Origin of the sequence: Streptomyces sp. NPDC002790 (assembly GCF_040295505.1) — a bacterium.
Classification (GTDB): Bacteria; Actinomycetota; Actinomycetes; order Streptomycetales; family Streptomycetaceae; genus Streptomyces.
This window is the reverse complement of sequence record NZ_JBEOVM010000002.1, coordinates 229,741-243,508: the sequence shown is the minus strand read 5'-3', so window position 1 is coordinate 243,508 and position 13,768 is coordinate 229,741. Positions and strand designations below refer to the sequence as shown.

Annotated in this window: 13 protein-coding genes and 1 pseudogene; 6 read left to right on the top strand and 8 right to left on the bottom strand. The window is 71.2% G+C overall.

Going from position 1 to position 13,768, the window contains the following annotated elements; translation table 11 throughout:
* Positions 1–516 (top strand): phosphotransferase (locus ABT004_RS02520; protein WP_351330954.1); only part of this gene is annotated, 516 nt, incomplete at its 5' end.
* A gap of 6 nt (positions 517–522) precedes the next feature.
* Here ABT004_RS02520 and ABT004_RS02515 read toward each other — a convergent pair.
* The 3 genes and pseudogenes from ABT004_RS02515 to ABT004_RS02505 all read right to left on the bottom strand — a co-directional run.
* A pseudogene (locus ABT004_RS02515) lies at positions 523–1,316 on the bottom strand (mechanosensitive ion channel family protein); the annotation flags it as partial.
* The gene (locus ABT004_RS02510; protein WP_351330953.1) at positions 1,253–2,413 is read right to left on the bottom strand and encodes a hypothetical protein; all 1,161 of its coding nucleotides are present in this window, start codon (positions 2,411–2,413) and stop codon (positions 1,253–1,255) included. The pseudogene ABT004_RS02515 and the gene ABT004_RS02510, both read right to left, overlap by 64 nt.
* The gene (locus tag ABT004_RS02505; RefSeq protein ID WP_351330952.1) at positions 2,410–3,627 is read right to left on the bottom strand and encodes a hypothetical protein; all 1,218 of its coding nucleotides are present in this window, start codon (positions 3,625–3,627) and stop codon (positions 2,410–2,412) included. Before ABT004_RS02505 ends, ABT004_RS02510 begins: the two co-directional genes overlap by 4 nt.
* 279 nt (positions 3,628–3,906) lie before the next feature.
* On the opposite strand from ABT004_RS02505, the gene ABT004_RS02500 reads away from it, so the two are divergent.
* Genes ABT004_RS02500 through ABT004_RS36355 form a run of 3 tightly spaced genes read left to right on the top strand, consistent with a single transcriptional unit; the run spans position 3,907 to position 5,716 of the window.
* The gene (locus tag ABT004_RS02500) at positions 3,907–4,818 is read left to right on the top strand and encodes a YceI family protein (RefSeq protein WP_351330951.1); all 912 of its coding nucleotides are present in this window, start codon (positions 3,907–3,909) and stop codon (positions 4,816–4,818) included.
* A gap of 53 nt (positions 4,819–4,871) precedes the next feature.
* Positions 4,872–5,603, top strand: a complete 732-nt coding sequence (locus tag ABT004_RS02495; RefSeq protein WP_351330950.1) for a hypothetical protein — start codon at positions 4,872–4,874, stop codon at positions 5,601–5,603.
* Positions 5,603–5,716, top strand: a complete 114-nt coding sequence (locus tag ABT004_RS36355) for a hypothetical protein (protein WP_502966950.1) — start codon at positions 5,603–5,605, stop codon at positions 5,714–5,716. The genes ABT004_RS02495 and ABT004_RS36355 overlap by 1 nt, the downstream gene beginning before the upstream one ends.
* Before the next feature lie 25 nt (positions 5,717–5,741).
* Here ABT004_RS36355 and ABT004_RS02490 read toward each other — a convergent pair whose 3' ends face one another.
* The 5 genes from ABT004_RS02490 to ABT004_RS02470 form a co-directional block, all read right to left on the bottom strand.
* Positions 5,742–5,918 carry a hypothetical protein gene (locus ABT004_RS02490; RefSeq protein WP_351330949.1) on the bottom strand — a complete coding sequence of 59 codons (177 nt, stop codon included), beginning with the start codon at positions 5,916–5,918 and terminating at the stop codon, positions 5,742–5,744.
* Between the two features lie 134 nt (positions 5,919–6,052).
* Positions 6,053–6,877: an SAM-dependent methyltransferase gene (locus tag ABT004_RS02485; RefSeq protein ID WP_351330948.1), complete on the bottom strand. Its 825-nt coding sequence runs from the start codon at positions 6,875–6,877 to the stop codon at positions 6,053–6,055.
* Between the two features lie 133 nt (positions 6,878–7,010).
* The gene (locus ABT004_RS02480) at positions 7,011–7,778 is read right to left on the bottom strand and encodes a crotonase/enoyl-CoA hydratase family protein (RefSeq protein ID WP_351330947.1); all 768 of its coding nucleotides are present in this window, start codon (positions 7,776–7,778) and stop codon (positions 7,011–7,013) included.
* 16 nt (positions 7,779–7,794) lie between these two features.
* A complete protein-coding gene (locus ABT004_RS02475) occupies positions 7,795–10,077 on the bottom strand; it encodes a glycoside hydrolase family 3 N-terminal domain-containing protein (RefSeq protein ID WP_351330946.1) in 2,283 nt (760 codons plus the stop codon).
* A gap of 151 nt (positions 10,078–10,228) precedes the next feature.
* On the bottom strand, positions 10,229–11,050 hold the full coding sequence (locus tag ABT004_RS02470; RefSeq protein ID WP_351330945.1) for an NAD(P)H-binding protein: 822 nt from the start codon (positions 11,048–11,050) through the stop codon (positions 10,229–10,231).
* A gap of 163 nt (positions 11,051–11,213) precedes the next feature.
* On the opposite strand from ABT004_RS02470, the gene ABT004_RS02465 reads away from it, so the two are divergent.
* Both ABT004_RS02465 and ABT004_RS02460 read left to right on the top strand, forming a co-directional pair.
* Positions 11,214–11,807 carry a TetR family transcriptional regulator gene (locus ABT004_RS02465; protein WP_351330944.1) on the top strand — a complete coding sequence of 198 codons (594 nt, stop codon included), beginning with the start codon at positions 11,214–11,216 and terminating at the stop codon, positions 11,805–11,807.
* A gap of 61 nt (positions 11,808–11,868) precedes the next feature.
* On the top strand, positions 11,869–13,758 hold the full coding sequence (locus tag ABT004_RS02460) for an ABC transporter ATP-binding protein (protein ID WP_351330943.1): 1,890 nt from the start codon (positions 11,869–11,871) through the stop codon (positions 13,756–13,758).
* Positions 13,759–13,768: the final 10 nt, after the last annotated feature.

Below are 13,768 nucleotides of genomic sequence, written 5' to 3'. Positions count from 1 at the left end.
GATCTGGCGGGGTTCGTCACGGCGATCCGCTCGATCGACACCTCCGGGGCCCCGGAGGCGTACCGCGGTCGGCCGCTCGCCGAACGCGCCGTCGGCACCCGCGAGGTGATCCGCCGTCTGGCCGGGACGATCGACTCCGCGGCGGCCCTCACGGCCTGGGACGAGGCGGTACGCACCCCCGGCGCGGGCCGCGACGTGTGGCTGCACGGCGACCTCCAGCCCGGCAACCTTCTGGTGTCCGGCGGGCGGCTCGGCGCGGTCATCGACTTCGGGTGCATGGGCACGGGGGACCCGGCCGTCGATCTGATCACCGCGTGGTACGTCCTGGGCGGCCCGGAGCGGGGGACCTTCCGCAACGCGGTGGCGGTCGACGAGGACGCGTGGGTGCGGGGGCGCGGCTGGGCGCTGACCATCGCGGTGCACGAGCTGGCGTACTACCGGGACTCGAACCCGTTCATGGTGCGCACGGCGTCGCGCGTGGTCGGCCAGATCCTCGCTGACGCCGCCCGCACCTGACAGGTCCTAGAGGGAAGGGACGACGGGCGCCTCCCGCGCGTCCCTCTGATGCGGGATGACGACCGACGGGCTACCCGCCGTCAGCGCCACCGTCCGCGCCGGGGACGGAATGCTGATGCCCTCCGCGCGGAAGCGCGCGTGCAGCCGCTTGATGAACTCGTGCTTGATCCGGTACTGGTCGCTGAACTCGCCGACACCCAGGATCACGTTGAAGCTGATCCGGGAGTCGCCGAACGTGTGGAAGCGCACGAGCGGCTCGTGTTCCGGCATGGCGCCCTCGACCTCCTTCATCACCTCCGTGACGACCTCGACCGTCACCCGCTCCACGTCCTCCAGGTCGACGACATAGCCCTCCTGGCCGCTGCTGAGACGGATGTAGTCACCCGGGTGCACGGTCTTCGAGGCCAGGATGTGCACGCCCACGAACAGGTTGGCGAGGGTGTCCTGAAGGGCGAGCGCCGCTGCGGCGCGATGGAGATCCCGAGCGTCTGCAGCACGACCAGGAACCCCATCGCGAGCACCACGACCCGCGTGATGTTCACGAAGATGGTCGCCGAACCCGCCACGGCCGCACGGGACTGCGCGACCGCCCGCACATGACTCGTGACCACCCGCGCCGCCGTCGGCGTCGCTACGACGATGAGCAGCGCCGTGAGCGCCATGTTCACATTCCGCTGGCAGCGCCGCCGCCGGAGAGTTCGGGATCGGTGAACCAGAGGCAGTAAGGGAAGTAGCCCTACAGCCGTTCCACGGCGCGGAACGCGGACAGGCGCGCCAGTAACCGGCGTGCGGGCGGCGTCAGTTCGCCTACGGGCAGCGGTTCGCCGCCGTTCAAGCGGCCGAGCAGGGCGCCCAGTTCGCGCGCCGTCAGGCCGGTTCGCGTGACGTGTCCGCACGCCGCGACGAGGCGTTGCCCGCCGGCAGGCATCCACACCACGCGCTCGGTGGCCCGCACCGCGTCGTCGTCGGTGAAGTAGCCGGGCCGGGTGGGCGGCGGCACCGGGCGCAGCCCGCCGTCCGTGGCCTGCTGCAGCGCCTCGTGGGCCAGGCGCCGGTGCAGTGGCGCGGGGCGGGCCTCTTGGCGGACGTGGTGGAGCGCCGCGGCGAGGGGCGGCGGGAGGGTGCCGGGCAGGTCGTCGGGTGGCTCGGCGGCCGGTACGAGGGTGTCGACCGTGGCCCACGTCCCGTGCGGGGAGGACGGGTCGATGAGCGGCGAGGGTGTGCGCGGGACGGAGATGTGCACGGTCGTGGCGGGGGAGCGGGGCGCGTGGATGGTGTGTTCGTGGTCGGCGGGCCAGTAGAGGAGGTCGCCGGGCGCGGTCGCGGCGGTCCAGCGCCGCTTCCCCGGCCCCGTGAGGAGGATCCGGTGGCGGCCGTGGAGGACGTAGAGGAACGTTGCTGCGCGGTGGTGGGAGGAGGGCGAGGGGCGCGGTGGCTCGGACGTTCCGTGGCACAGCGTCGTGCCGACGGGGGCCAGGGGCAGGTCGACCTCGTTCCACAGGCCGGAGAGGAAGGCCCGCTCCCTGGCCCACAGCGGATGGTGCCCCGCGTGCAGCTCCCGGACGGCGAGGGTGAAGGGTGTGCCGCCCAACTGCCGTTCGAGGCGGCGGTCGTAGGCGGCGAAGGAGCCGTCCTCCGGCCGGGGCAGCAGATCGCCGGGGTCGGTGAGACGGCGCGGCCCCGCGGCGAACAGGACCCGTTCGTCGGCGTCCGCCGTGGCGTGGTGTCCGGCGGCGACGGCTCCCTCGAAGACCTCGTGGGGGTCGAAAGGGACGGCGCGGCCAGGGCGCAGCAGTACGGGCCGGCGGTCCCAGTGGTCCTCCGCGAGGCGTTGCCAGTCGATCGACCGGCCGACGGGTCCGAGGACGTCGACCGGGGTGGCGGCGCCCGCCGTCACGGGTGCGGCTCCGGTGGCGCGATCGCGACGGCCCGTGAACGGCACAACTCGCGGAGTACACCGTGCAGATGAGGAGAGTCGTCGGTAAGCCCCGAGGAACGGGCCAGGTCGGCCACGGTGGTGTCCCGGTGTGTCGTGCGCAGGCGGCGGAGCACACGGTCGGCCGCACGGCCCCGCACCGGCCACACATGCCCGTTCGCCGCCCACAGTGCGTCATCCGCACCGATGGCGACCCTGATGATCTCGCTGACGCACATTAATCGGTGCCGGGAGGTGAGAGGAACGGCGGGCCGTGGCGCGGGCACCGGATCCAGCCCCGCTGCGGAGCGCAGCCCGGCCCAGCGCGCGAGCAGGGCCCGCTCGACGCCCGGATCGGCGAGCGTCTCCGTGAACGGGCGGGCGGTGTCGGAGAGTTGGGCGGGAAGTGTCAGCCGCCCGTCGGCTCTCGCGGGCAGCGGATGGGGGAGCGTCACAGGGATGTCCGGGAGCGGACCGTGTCTTCGCAGCAGCCCGTGGACGGCCTCCGTGACCAGCGGCAGGGCCGAGGTCGCGCGGGCGGGCACGCTCACCCGCAGCGTCGTGCACGGCCCCGTGCGGTGGTCGAGGTGTCGGCTCCCGGCGGGCCAGTGCACCAAGTCGCCTGCCGCCGCGCGGAGTTCGTGCTCGGTTCCGGTGTGCTCGGGGCGTACCCGTACGGTCAGCTCGCCGTCGATGACCCAGGTGAGGGACGCGGCGCCGGGGTCGCCCGCCTCGGCGACGGCGTGGTGCCGGTCGCCGACGGCCAGCTCCGCGGTCACCGGGACGGCGGGCCACCCGACGTACCGCCAGAGCCCGGCCAGCGCGTCCCGGACCCGCGACCACGCCGAGAAGTCCCGGTGCAGGGGGTCGGTGGCGGTCAACAGCCAGCCATCGCCGCCGAGTCCGGGTGCGGAGGCGAGGCGTGCGACGTAGCCGGCGAGGTTCCGGTCGGCCCGGCCGGGCAGCAGTGGGCCCGGCTCCGACAGGAGGCCGTCGGCCGTGGCCAGGCGCAGGGGCGGGGGTTCGGGGTGTGCGGCCGCCATGAGGAGCAGTGCGTGGGCGTCGGCCGGGTCGAGGGCCGGCGCGGGTGCGTCGGAGACGACCACCGGCTCCCTGGCCCAGTGTGTCTCGGCGAAGCGACGCAGGGCGGGATCGTGAGGTGTGCCCCGGCGGGCGGAGGTGTGCCTTGACTTCATCGGGTGGGGATCTCCTCGGTCCCACGTGGGGGCGGCGCCCGGTTGGCGACCCTGCCAGAGCCCTTCCTGCTTCGTCAACGCTTTGCGGAGAACCGGTGAACACGCGCGAGGAGGGAGAGGAAGAGGATGACGTCCAGGGGGCAGTTGGCGCCGGAAAGGTGTGGGTCTTGTGAATTGGCGGGTTCGCGCCTGCCGGAATACGCGACTCCGCCCCATTTGGGCAGGCGGGGCGCATGGCAAGGTGGGCGCGCTCGTTCAGATGTCCAGGAAAGGCCGCTCATGCCCCTCGCATTGTTCCGCCGTAAGGGCGCAGGTTCCGCAGGGCGCGGTGGCGGGCCCTTCCACTCCGTTCCGCAGGGCGCGGGCGGCGTGCACTGCGAGGTGACCGACCCGTTCGGCCAGCCCATGCCGGGCGCCGACGTCACGGTGACCCAGTCGCAGACTGGGCGCGTGTCCGTGAAGGCCACGACCGACCCCTTTGGCCTGGTCTTCGTCACGCTGCAGCCCGGCCGCTACAGCATCCTGATCGCGGCCGAGGGCCTGGAGCCGTTCCAGCAGACGGTCGAGGTCGTCGCGGGTGAGACGCTGCCGCTCACCGGCGTCCAGCTGCACGTGGGCCGCTCGCCTGAGCTGCCGCAGCCCGGCACCTGGATGTTCGATCCGCCGCACACCGCGATCCGCTTCATCGCCAAGCACGTCGGTATGGCCCACGTCCACGGCCGCTTCACGCGCTTCGAGGGCGGGATCCAGATAGCCCCCGACATGGCGGACTCGCGCGTCGAGGTCCGCATCGACGCGGGGTCGATCACCACGGGCAACAACACCCGCGACAACCACCTGCGCTCCGCCGACTTCCTGGACATCGAGAACTACCCGTACATCCACTTCAGCTCGGACCGCTTCATCTACCGCGGCGGCTCCAAGTGGACCGTCCAGGGCGCCCTCACCATGCACGGAGTGAGCCGCACGGTCGACCTCCAGACCGGCTACCTCGGTGTCGTCAACGGCGGCTACGCCGAGGAACTGCGCTGCGCGGCCCTCGCCACGGCGGAGCTGCACCGCGAGGACTACACGTTGAACTGGCGCACGATGCTCGCCAAGGGCATCGCCGTCGTCGGCCCCACGGTCAAGCTCGAAATGGACCTCCAGGCCATGTACCGCAGCGCGGACACGCCTACGCCGCCGGAGTAGGTAACTGCTGGGCACACCTTGAATGCGGCCTGCAGCGTCTGAATACTGGACATGTGGGAACCGACCCTCCAGATCGTTCAACCTTCAGCGACGTCATCGGCCCGTGGGCGGACGCCGGTGCCGAGCGCGACCGCCAGGCTGATGAGCGCGAGGCGGCCGCTGATGAGCGCGAGGCGGCCGCCGACGAGCGTGAGGCCACCGCGGATCAGCGTGAGGTCGGCGCCGACGAGCGGGAGCGGGACCTGAACGCTCGGGAGGAGCGCTCGGACCGGCGGTCCCTCCTCGCCGGCGAGGAGACGCCCACCGCACTGCAGCGCTCTCGGGAGGCGAGCGACAGGGCGCGGGCCCTGCTCGCGGCCAGCGAGGCCCGGCTGGCGCGTGCCGACGCCAGTATGGCTCGCGTGCAGGCCCACGATGCCCGCGAGGGCTGGGCGATGCAGCAGGAGATCGCCACCTCGGACCGGTTGCTCGAGACCGGGGCGACGTCGCGGCAGGCCAACCTGGACATCTACGTGCGGCAGCTTCACGCGCGGTACCTCACCGCCGCGGCCAAGCTGGCGGACGCGCACGACATGGTGGCCCGGCATCACGAACGTCTCGCTCAAGACGGCGCGCCTGCCTCCGACGAACACCGGATCGAGTCCCGACGGGCCCGTCAGGCGGCGCTGCACATCCGCACCGCCGCCCACCAGGCCAGCTACCCGGAGGACGCGGCCCCGGCCGCCGACCCGCCGCCCGACGCACATACGTCCATTCGCGGCCGGAAGCCCCCTATGGAAGGCTAATGGGCGAAATGCCCTATTCCTTCCTGGGAGGTCCCATGTCCTCGAAGCGTCGTCGGAAGAAGAAGGCGCGCCGCAAGCATGCGGCGAATCACGGCTCCCGTCCGCAGTCCTGACCGCGGGAGCGGCCGAGGGGTGGGGTCACGCGCGCTGCGCGACCCCACCGCCGATCGCGGTCGCCCACTCCGTGACCAGCGACTCGTACTCGGCGCGGTCCTCGGGGTTCAGGTGCCCACCCGTGCGTGCCCACAGGCCACGAATCTGCTCGTTGACCACGTCGGCGGACCGTACGGCGCGTGAGGCTGGGATGGCGGACATGTGAACGAGCGTAGGGGATACGTGCGCCTGTTCGCTGCGGTCCGTCACGTGGTCATCGCCATGTGTGAGTTTGGTCATGCCTGTCGGTGTGATGACTCATGTCCCACTCAAGTCACCCGTCCCCGTACGCCACTTCAGCCTTTGCGGCCCACCGCCCCGTACATCGGCACCGGAGATCCGTCCCGGTCCTCGTCGACGGCCAACTCCGGGTGCCAGTCGGGGAGCCAGACCACACCGGGGTCCACGAGCTCGAGCCCGGCCCCTGTGAAGAACTTCGTCATCTCCTCGTGCGTGCGCGGCGCCAGGGTGACGCCGCCCGCCGCGTACGTGTCGATCGCCTGCTGAGTGCGCGACGGGTCGTAGTCCGCGGCCACATGGGACAGGACCAGGTGGCTGCCTGAGGGCAGGGCGTCCACGAAGGTGCGCACGATGTCATACGCGCCCTGGTCGTCCGGGATGAAGTGCAGCAGCGCGATCAGCGACACCGCGATCGGGCGCTCGAAGTCCAGTATGTCCCTGGCCAGTTCGAGGATCCGGTCCGGTTCGCGGGCGTCGGCCTGGACGTAGCGCGTGACCCCTTCCGGAGTGCCGCGCAGCAGCGCCTCCGCGTGCCGCAGCACGATCGGGTCGTTGTCGACGTACACGACGCTCGCCTCGGGCGCCGCGAGTTGCGCGATGCGGTGCAGGTTCGGCTCGGTCGGGATGCCGGTGCCGATGTCGAGGAACTGGGTGACGCCGCCGCGCGCCGCGAGCATCCGCGTCGCGCGGTGCATGAACCAACGGTTGTGCCGCGCCGCGTACTTGGCCGTCGGCTCCAGCGTGGTGATCTGCCGGCCGAGCTCCTCGTCCACCGGGTAGTTGTCCTTGCCGCCGAGGTACCAGTCGTACACCCGCGCCGGGTGCGGCCTGCTGGTGTCGATGCGCGGTGGCGTGGGGGATGTGTCGGGCGTCGAGGGCATGGGTGGCTGCAACTCCCTGGTCGTCCGGTCATGTTCGATCGTGTGCACGAGCATCCTGCCGTATGTGTGCGAAGTGTGTGGCCGCAATGGAAGAGGACGCCGGGGCGGAGTGGAATCTGGGACAGGAGCGCGGTCAGTCGTTCTCGAACGACCCGTGCCGCCCCGCCCCCGCCGCGAACCGGCCCGCCCCTTCGAGCGCCCCGCCCACTACATCCATGCCGTAACGGAGTTCGGTCCCCATCGCCGCCACCTCGTCCCGGCCGTGCTGCTCCCGCAGGGACGCCCTGTCGCTGCGCATGCAGGCCTGCGGGAACGCGGCGATCTGTGCGGCGAGCGCCTCCGCCGCCGCGCGGGAACCGCCGGGCGGCGCGAGGCGGTTCGCGAGGCCGATCTCGTACGCCTCCCGTGCCTGGACGGGGCGGCCGGTCAGGATCAGGTCGCTCGCGCGGCTCTCGCCGATGAGGCGGGGGAGGCGGACCGTGCCGCCGTCGATGAGCGGAACTCCCCAGCGGCGGCAGAAGACACCGAACACCGCGTCCTCCTCCGCCACCCGTAGATCGCACCAGAGGGCGAGTTCGAGGCCGCCCGCCACCGCGTGCCCCGCCACGGCCGCGATGACGGGCTTCGTCAGGCGCAGGCGGGTCGGGCCCATCGGTCCGTCCCCGCCATCTGCCACCCGATTCCCGCGCTCCGTGCCGATCGCCTTGAGGTCGGCTCCGGCGCAGAACGTGCCGCCCTCGCCCCACAGTACGGCGACCCGCGCCTCGTCGTCCGCCTCGAACGCGCGGAAGGCCTCGGCCAGTTGGGTCGCCGTCGGACCGTCGACCGCATTGCGGGCCTCGGGGCGGGACAGGGCGACCGTAGTGACGTGGCCTGCGCGTTCGACGCGGACGGGAGACATGGGGGCACCCTCTCGGCTAGCTGACCGTGAGCTTCAGCTTGGCATCCGCCGTCGAGCTGTTTCCCACGTACAGTTCGAACGTGCCCTCCTCGACGCGGAATTCGCCGCTGGAGTCGTTCGTCCAGAAGCCGAGGTCCTCCGCGCCGAGCTGGAACCGGACCGTCGTCGACGCGCCTGCGTCCAGCGTGACCCGCTTGAACCCCCTTAGCCTGCGCACCGGTTGGGTCAGGGATGCCGCCACATCGCGTACGTACAGCTGCGCGACCTCGTCGCCGGAACGCGAGCCGGTGTTGCGGACCTCGACCGACACTTCGAAGGTGTCGCCCTTGCGCAGCGCCCCCGCCGCGATCGAGGAGCGGCTCAGCTTCGGTGTGCCGAAGGTGAACGACGTATAGCTGAGGCCGTACCCGAAGGGGAACTGCGGTGTGGGCGGCAGGTCCAGGTACTTCGACGTGTACTTGTTGTCCTTGTCGTACGGGCGGCCCGTCGACTCGTGGTTGTAGTGGATCGGGATCTGGCCGGTCGTGCGCGGGAACGAGATCGGGAGCTTGCCGCCGGGGTTCACCGCGCCGAACAGGACGTCCGCGATCGCGTTGCCCGCCTCGATGCCCGGGTGCCAGGCCTCCAGGACGGCCGGGGCGCTGTCCAGCCAGTCGCCGACGGTGAACGGCCGGCCGCCCACCAGGACCACCACGAACGGCTTGCCCGTCTCCGCGATCGCGGCGATCAGCTTCTCCTGCGCGCCCGGCAGCGAGATGTCGCTGCGGGCCGCGGCCTCGCCGCTCATCGACGGCGGCTCGCCGACGACCACGACCGTGACGTCCGCCGACTTGGCCGCGGACACCGCGTCCGCGATGCCGCCGGTGTCCTTGCCCTCCGGGTCGACCCCGCGCGCGTAGGTGACCTTGGCGTCCGGCGCGGCCTTCTTCACCGCGTCGAGCACCTTCACCGAGGGGAACTTCTCGGCCGACGCGGGCACCACCCACGTACCCAGCAGATCCGAGGAGTCGCCGAACGGCCCGACGACGGCGAGGGACGTGAGCGACTTCTTCAGCGGGAGCGCGGCCCGCTCGTTCTTCAGCAGGACCATCGAGCGGGACGCCGCCGTGCGCGCCGCCTTGCGGGCGTCCGCCGACGGTTCGTCGATCGCCTTGGACTCCTCCACGTACGGGTCGTCGAACAGGCCGAGCTCGTACTTGAGGCGGAGCACGCGGGCCACCGCGTCGTCGATCCGGCGCTCCTTGATCTTCCCGGAACGCACCAGCTTTTTGCCGTTGGTGAGGAGGTTGGTGCTGGTCATCTCCATGTCGACACCGGCGTTGAGGGCGAGCCTGGCCGCGTCCGCGCCGTCCTCGGCGAAGCCGTGCGCGATCAGCTCCTGAACGCCCGTGTAGTCGCTGACGACGAGACCCTCGAACCCCCACTCCTTCTTGAGGATGTCGGTGAGCGTGTGCGCGTTGCCGTGCGCCGGGACGCCGCTGATGGTGTTGAAGGAGGCCATCACCGTGGCGACGCCCGCGTCCAACGCCGCCTTGAACGGCGGGAGATAGAGGTTGCGCAGACGCGACTCGGACACGTCGACCGTGTTGTAGTCCCGGCCGCCTTCCGCCCCGCCGTACGCCACGAAGTGCTTCGCGCACGCGGCGACGGTGTCCTTGGAGCCGTAGCCCGAACCCTGGTACCCCTTCACCTTGGCCGCCGCGAACCGCGCCGTCAGATACGGGTCCTCGCCGGTGCCCTCGGCGATGCGGCCCCAGCGCGGCTCGTGCGTGACGTCCATCATCGGCGCGAACGTCCAGTGCACACCGTTGGAACGGGCCTCCTTGGCCGACACCTCGGCGTCCGAGCGGGCCACGTCCGGGTCGAAGCTGGACGCCTGGGCGAGCGGGATCGGGAAGTTGGTCCAGAAGCCGTGGATGACATCGAGGCCGAGCAGCAGCGGGATGCCGAGCCGGGACTCGTCGACGGCGATGTGCTGCAGCTCGTTGGTGGTCTTCGCGCCGAAGATGCTGAACACCGAACCGACCCGCCCGGCCCGCGCCGCGTCCTCGACCGCCTTGGTGGTGCCGGAGCCCGGATTGAGGTCGTAGGACCAGGGGAGCTGCTGCAGCTGGCCCAGCTTCTCTTCGAGAGTCATACGTGCGAGGAGGCTCTGGACCTTGGCCTCGTACGCCTTGTGCGGTGCGGCGGGGGCCGTCGCGGCGGCGTATGCGGTGGCGCTCTGGCTGGTGGTGGCGGCGCCCGCGGCGGCGGTGACACCGATGGCGGACAGCAGGGTACGTCTGCGCAGCTCCGGCATGCCTTCGCTTCCCGATCGTGCGGGGCCCACAACTCGTGTAATGGGCACAAGAATTGAAGCGAAGTTACGTTCCGGTTACGCGAGGGTCAAGAGGTACGACGGGGGTGTCGGCCTGGGGTTCGGACTCTCGGGGCGCCGACGGTGGCCCGCTCTAGCGGAACTCGCCCACGCGCTGCGCCGCCCAGTGCTCGAAGGTCAGGCCGCGGCGCCCCAGGACGCGCTCAAGGTCCGGGGAGACCGGGGTCGGGTTCTCCACGCACGACGCGAAGTAGCGCAGCAGGGAGTCGGCCATCTCCTCGGTCATCCAGGGGCTGGACAGCATGGCGTCACGGGCGGCCGAGTGGGAGATCTCCTCGTAGCGCAGCGGGCGCCCGAGAACCGCACCGAGGATGCGGACCTGTTCCGTGAAGCTCAGCGCCTGGGGCCCGGTCAGCATCGGCGCCTCGCCGGACGGAATCGCTCCTGTCAGGGCGCGGGCGGCGACGGCGGCGATGTCGTCCTCGTGGACGGGAGCGGTGACGGCCCCGGCGTACGGACCCGCGACGGTGTCGCCGGACCTGATCTGGCCGATCCACTGCCGGGCGTTGGCGGCGAAGGCGTCGGGCCGCAGATGGACGAACTCGGGGGCGACGGACTCGGCGGCGGCTTCGAGCTCGCGGTGGCGATTGGCCACGGCGTGCCGGCTGTCACCGGACAGGACGGACGAGGAGGACAGGGTGACGATCCGTGTCACCCCGGCCGCCTTCGCGGCGTCGAGCAGGGGCCGCTCGCCGTGCCACAGGGCTGCCGGGTTCGCGAACAGGGCCGTGACACCGTCCAGTTCGGGGCGGGCGCTGTCGCAGGGTTCGACACCCGCCGGGAAGCGGGCGGTGTGCGGTGTGCGGGTGAGGGCGCGGACGGGGTGGCCGCCGGCGGCGAGCTCCGCCACGAGGGGGCGGCCCACGGTGCCGGTGGCTCCGGTGATCAGAATCAAGGTTGTCTCCGTTTCGAGGTGCGGATCCCGGCGGGAAGGTGCGGATCCCGGTTGACGTGAGGACGCCGGGCCGGAAGCGCGGATCTTAGATTCAACCACCTGGATGAATCTGTCAACCATCCGGTTGATTGACGCGGTGGCCTGCGGCGATACCCTGGCTCCCATGAATCCGCCCGCCCGCCGCAGGGCCGCCAGTGCCACGGCCTCCGCATCCGGCGACTCCCGGACCCGACTGCTGGAGTCCGCGAAGGACGTCTTCGCCGAGAAGGGCTACGCCGGGGCCCGGGTGCAGGAGATCGCCGATCGCGCGGGCGTCAACAAGCAGCTGATCAACTACTACTTCGGCGGCAAGAGTGGGATCTATGCCGAGCTGGGCCGCGAGTGGCTGAAGAGCGAGGCCGAGCTGCAGGACCCCGAGCTCCCGTACGACGAGCTCGTCCTGCGCTACCTGCGCAACAACTTCGCGGACCCTCGTGGCGTACGCCTGGAGGCGTGGTCGGAGCTGACGGGACGGCCGGACGTGCCCGAACTCGCGACGGAGGACCTCGCCGACATCGAGCGCAGGCAGGCCGAAGGCGAGTTGGACGACACGATCAGCCCGGCCATGGTCATGCTGCTGTCCCAGGTGCTGGTCATGGCCCCGCACCTGATGCCGGACACGGTGCGCCGCATCTTCGGCGGCGACCCCACGCATCCGGACTTCCAGCGGGACTACACCGAGCAACTGGGGCGGGTGTTGCGCCTGTTGCGCGCTTGACCGCAGTGGAATCCTGATCGTTCTTGACCTCAAGATTGGTTGAGGTCATAACGTCTTCGGCATGAGCATGGAGACCACAGCCTGGACGCAGCTGCACAGCGTCATGAATGCCCAGGACGGCGGCCCGAAAGGCCGCCCCTTCGCCCGCGCGACCCTTCGCAGGATCGCCGTCTTCGCCCGGCCGCACCGGCGCCGCATCATCCAGTTCGTGTTCCTGAGCATCCTGACCGCTCTGCTCGCCGTGGCGACACCGATGCTCGCGGGCACGGTCGTCAACGCGATCGTCGGCGGCCACGACGAGGGCCACGTCATCCGCCTCGCCCTCCTCATCGCGGTCATCGCGCTCGCTGAGGCCGGGATCGGTCTTGTGGCCCGCTGGCTCTCCGCCAACCTCGGCGAGAGCCTCATCCTCGACCTGCGGACGGCCGTCTTCGACCACGTACAGCGCATGCCCGTCGCCTTCTTCACCAGAACCCGCACCGGAGCCCTGGTCAGCCGCCTCAACAACGACGTGATCGGCGCGCAGCGCGCCTTCAGCAACACGCTCTCGGGCGTGGTCGGGAACGTGGTCACGCTGATCCTGACCCTGGCCGTCATGCTGACGCTGTCCTGGCAGATCACGCTGCTCGCGCTGCTGCTCCTGCCGGTCTTCGTGCTCCCCGCGCGCCGCATGGGCTCCCGCATGGCCCGCCTCCAGCGGGAGGCCGCCGCGCACAACGCGGCCATGGGGACGCGGATGACCGAGCGGTTCTCCGCGCCGGGCGCCACGCTGATCAAGTTGTTCGGGCGGCCCGGCGACGAGTCGGCCGAGTTCGCGGAGCGTGCGCGCCGGGTGCGTGACATCGGCGTCCGCACCGCTATGGCGCAGTCGGCGTTCATCACCGCGCTCACCCTCGTCTCGGCCCTCGCGCTCGCGCTGGTGTACGGCCTCGGCGGGTACTTCGCGCTGACCGGCACCCTGAAGGCGGGCGCGGTCGTCTCCCTTGCGCTGCTGCTGACCCGCCTGTACGCGCCGCTCACCTCGCTCGCCGGAGCCCGCGTCGAGGTCATGAGCGCCCTCGTCAGCTTCGAGCGGGTCTTCGAGGTGCTCGACCTCAAGCCGCTCATCGACGAGAAGCCCGACGCCGAGGAGATCCCGGAGGGCCCGGTCGCCGTCGAGTTCGACGACGTACGCTTCGGCTACCCGTCGGCCGACAAGGTGTCGCTGGCCTCCCTCGAAGAGGTCGCCTCCCTCGACACGCGTGGTGGCGCCGAGGTGCTGCACGGAGTCTCCTTCCGGGCCGAACCCGGTCAGACGGTGGCGCTCGTCGGCTCGTCCGGAGCCGGCAAGTCGACCATCGCGTCGCTGCTGCCGCGGCTCTACGACACCGATGGCGGGGCCGTCCGCATCGGCGGCCTCGACGTACGCGACGCCAGCGCGGTCTCGCTGCGCGCCACGCTCGGCATGGTCACGCAGGACGGTCACCTCTTCCACGACAGCATCCGCGCGAACCTGCTCCTCGCCCGCCCCGAGGCGAGCGAGGCCGACCTGTGGGACGTGCTGACCCGCGCCCGCCTCGACGCGCTCGTCCGTGACCTGCCGGACGGCCTCGACACGGTCGTCGGCGAGCGCGGCTACCGGCTCTCAGGCGGCGAACGCCAGCGCATGACCATCGCCCGGCTGCTCCTCGCCCGCCAGCGCGTCGTGATCCTCGACGAGGCCACCGCGCACCTCGACAACACGTCCGAGGCGGCGGTCCAGGAGGCCCTCGCCGAGGCGCTCGAAGGCCGCACGGCGGTCGTCATCGCCCACCGCCTGTCAACGATCCGCTCGGCCGACCAGATCCTCGTGGTGGAGGAGGGGCAAGTGGTGGAGCGCGGCACGCACGAGGAACTGGTGACGCGGGGCGGCCGCTACGCGGAGCTGTACCGAACACAGTTCGGCGCAACCGAGATCGCCGAGGCGGCGTAAGGGCCACCCT